This is a genomic window from Williamsia sp. (assembly GCF_016462415.1).
In the GTDB taxonomy this organism is placed as follows: domain Bacteria; phylum Actinomycetota; class Actinomycetes; order Mycobacteriales; family Mycobacteriaceae; genus Williamsia_A.
In genome coordinates, this window is record NZ_JAEMTF010000042.1 from 1 (window position 1) to 3,210 (window position 3,210).

At 69.6% G+C, this 3,210-nt stretch carries 2 protein-coding genes; both read left to right on the forward strand.

Features of this window, described 5'->3' with window-relative positions:
* Positions 1 to 2,511, forward strand: a 2,511-nt coding sequence (locus tag JHC79_RS12055; RefSeq protein WP_296391021.1) for a pyruvate carboxylase, incomplete at its 5' end; no start/stop codon positions are given.
* A 124-nt stretch (positions 2,512 to 2,635) separates the two neighbouring features.
* Complete coding sequence (locus tag JHC79_RS12060; protein ID WP_296391024.1) at positions 2,636 to 3,190, forward strand: DUF308 domain-containing protein; 555 nt, start codon at positions 2,636 to 2,638, stop codon at positions 3,188 to 3,190.
* Positions 3,191 to 3,210: the final 20 nt, after the last annotated feature.

Genomic DNA, 3,210 nt, shown 5'->3' on the forward strand with positions numbered 1-3,210 from the left:
GTGACCGAGGAGATCACCGACGTCGACCTGGTGCAGTCGCAGCTGCGGATCGCGGCGGGGGAGTCGCTCGAGGACCTCGGCCTGCGTCAGGAGGACATCCGCATCCGGGGTGCGGCGTTGCAGTGCCGCATCACCACCGAGGACCCGGCCAACGGGTTCCGTCCCGACACCGGTCGCATCACCGCCTACCGCACCCCCGGTGGCGCGGGTATCCGACTCGACGGTGGAACCACCCTGGGCGCCGAGGTCTCGGCCTACTTCGACTCGATGCTGGTCAAGTTGACGTGTCGCGGACGTACCTTCGACATGGCGGTGGCGCGGGCGCGACGTGCGTTGGCGGAGTTCCGTATTCGCGGTGTGTCCACCAACATCCCGTTCCTGCAGGGTGTGCTCGACGATGCGGACTTCCGCGCGGGCAAGGTGACGACGTCGTTCATCGAGGACCGTCCGCAGCTGCTGACCGCGCACGCGTCCGGCGACCGCGGCACGAAGATCCTCACCTACCTCGCCGATGTGACGGTGAACAAGCCGCACGGCGAGCGTCCGTCGTCGGTGTACCCGCGCGACAAGCTGCCCGAGATCGACCTGACCGTGGCGCCGCCCGCGGGCAGCAAGCAGCGTCTGACGCAGCTCGGCCCGGAGGGGTTCGCACGTGCCCTGCGTGAGCAGTCCGCGCTGGCCGTCACCGACACCACCTTCCGCGACGCGCACCAGTCGCTGCTCGCGACGCGGGTACGGACCTCGGGCCTGCTCGGGGTCGCCGGTCACGTCGCGCATCTGACGCCGGAACTGCTCTCGATCGAGGCGTGGGGTGGCGCGACCTACGATGTCGCGCTGCGCTTCCTGCACGAGGACCCGTGGGAGCGGCTCGCCGCGCTGCGGGAGGCGGTGCCCAACATCTGTCTGCAGATGCTGCTGCGCGGCCGTAACACCGTCGGCTACACCCCGTACCCGGACACCGTCGCCGCGGCGTTCGTCTCCGAGGCCGCGGCGACCGGTGTCGACATCTTCCGTATCTTCGACGCGCTCAACAACATCGAGCAGATGCGGCCGGCCATCGACGCCGTCCGCGACACCGGTACCGCGGTCGCCGAGGTGGCGATGAGCTACACCGGCGACCTGTCGAACCCGAACGAGACGCTCTACACCCTCGACTACTACCTGCGTCTGGCCGAGCAGGCAGTGGAGGCGGGCGCGCACATCCTGGCCATCAAGGACATGGCCGGACTGCTGCGTGCGCCCGCGGCCACGACATTGGTGTCGGCGTTGCGATCCCGGTTCGACCTGCCGGTGCACGTGCACACCCACGACACCCCCGGCGGTCAGCTCGCCACCTACCTCGCGGCGTGGCAGGCGGGCGCCGACGCGGTCGACGGTGCCAGTGCGGCCATGGCGGGCACCACCTCTCAGCCTGCGCTGTCGGCCATCGTCGCCGCGGCCGCACACACCGAGCGTGACACCGGGTTGAACCTGGAGAACGTCTGCGATCTCGAGCCGTACTGGGAGGCGCTGCGCAAGGTGTACGCGCCGTTCGAGTCCGGGCTGCCGTCGCCGACCGGTCGCGTCTACACCCACGAGATCCCCGGTGGGCAGCTGTCGAACCTGCGCCAGCAGGCCATCGCGTTGGGGCTCGGTGACAAGTTCGAGTTGGTCGAGCAGGCCTACGCCGACGCCGACCGTCTCCTCGGTCGGGTCATCAAGGTCACCCCGTCGTCGAAGGTCGTCGGCGACCTCGCGCTCCATCTCGTCGGCGCCGGGGTGTCGGTGGACGAGTTCGCCGCCGACCCGGGCCGATTCGACATCCCCGACTCGGTGATCGGGTTCCTGCGCGGCGAGCTCGGCACGCCGGCCGGCGGATGGCCGGAACCGTTCCGCACCAAGGCGCTGGAGGGCCGCGGGACGGCACGCCCGGTGGTCGAACTCTCCGAACACGACACCCAGCTGCTCGGCGCCGACTCCTCGGCCCGCCGCGCGACGTTGAACCGGCTGCTGTTCCCCGGCCCTACGTCGGAGTTCCTCGCGCACCGCGAGCAGTACGGCGACACCTCGTCGCTGTCGGCCAACCAGTTCTTCTACGGCCTGCGCCAGGGCGACGAGCACCGGGTGTCGCTCGAACGCGGCGTCGAGTTGTTGATCGGGCTCGAGGCAATCTCCGAACCCGACGAGGCCGGTATGCGCACGGTCATGTGCATCCTCAACGGGCAGCTGCGTCCGGTGTCGGTGCGCGACCGATCGATCACCGCCGACGTCCCGACCCTGGAGAAGGCCGACCGCACCGATCCGTCGCACGTCGGCGCGCCCTTCTCCGGTGTGGTGACGCTCGTGGTCGGTGACGGCGACAGCGTCGAGGCCGGTGCGACGATCGCGACCATCGAGGCCATGAAGATGGAGGCCGCGATCACCGCGCCCCGTGCGGGAACGATCACCCGGGTCGCGATCAGCGGCGTGACGCAGGTCGAGGGTGGCGACCTGATCGCGGTTGTCGCGGTCGGGGACCGCACCGACGCCTGACCCGTCGAGTGGGCCGTTGCGGACGCCGACTGGGCGGTTGCGGACGCCGAGTGGGCGGTTGCGGACGCCGAGTGGGCGGCAGAACGGTCTGGGCCGGGCCGACCGACAGCGCTAGGCTCGCGACATGACCACGCCCACCACCTCGCCGCACTTTCCCGACCAGATCCGTAACGCGGTCCGCGCCGGCCTCATCTCCACATCGGTGCTGGGCATCGTGCTCGGCATCATCGCCCTGGTGTGGCCCGGCCCGACCCTGCTGGTCGTCGCGGTGCTGTTCGGTATCTCGCTCATCCTCACCGGCGCCTACCGGTTGTCGATCGCGTTCTCCGCCAAGGGCCTGCCGACCGGCCTGCGCGTGGTCTTCGGCGTCGTCGGCGCGATCATCCTGATCGCTGGCGTGCTCTGCCTGTTCGATCCGGCCGAGTCGCTCGTGCTGCTCGCGATCGTGATCGGTGTCGGCTGGATCTTCCAGGGTGTCCACGACCTGATGTCGGATCGCGCGGGAACGCACAATGTGCCGCGCTGGGTCCTGGTGCTGTCGGGCGCCATCTCGATCATCGCCGGCATCGTCGTGATCACCCTGCCGGGACTCGCCATCGGCACGTTCATCACCTTCGGCGCGATCCTGCTGATCGTCGTCAGCGTCGTGAACCTGTTGACGCTGCCCCGCAAGGTCTGAACGCCCACTCGTCGTCCGCA

Coding starts and splice junctions, on each gene's coding strand:
- JHC79_RS12060 (WP_296391024.1), top strand. CDS start 2,636: ATGACCACGCCCACCACCTCGCCGCACTTTCCCGACCAGATCCGTAAC.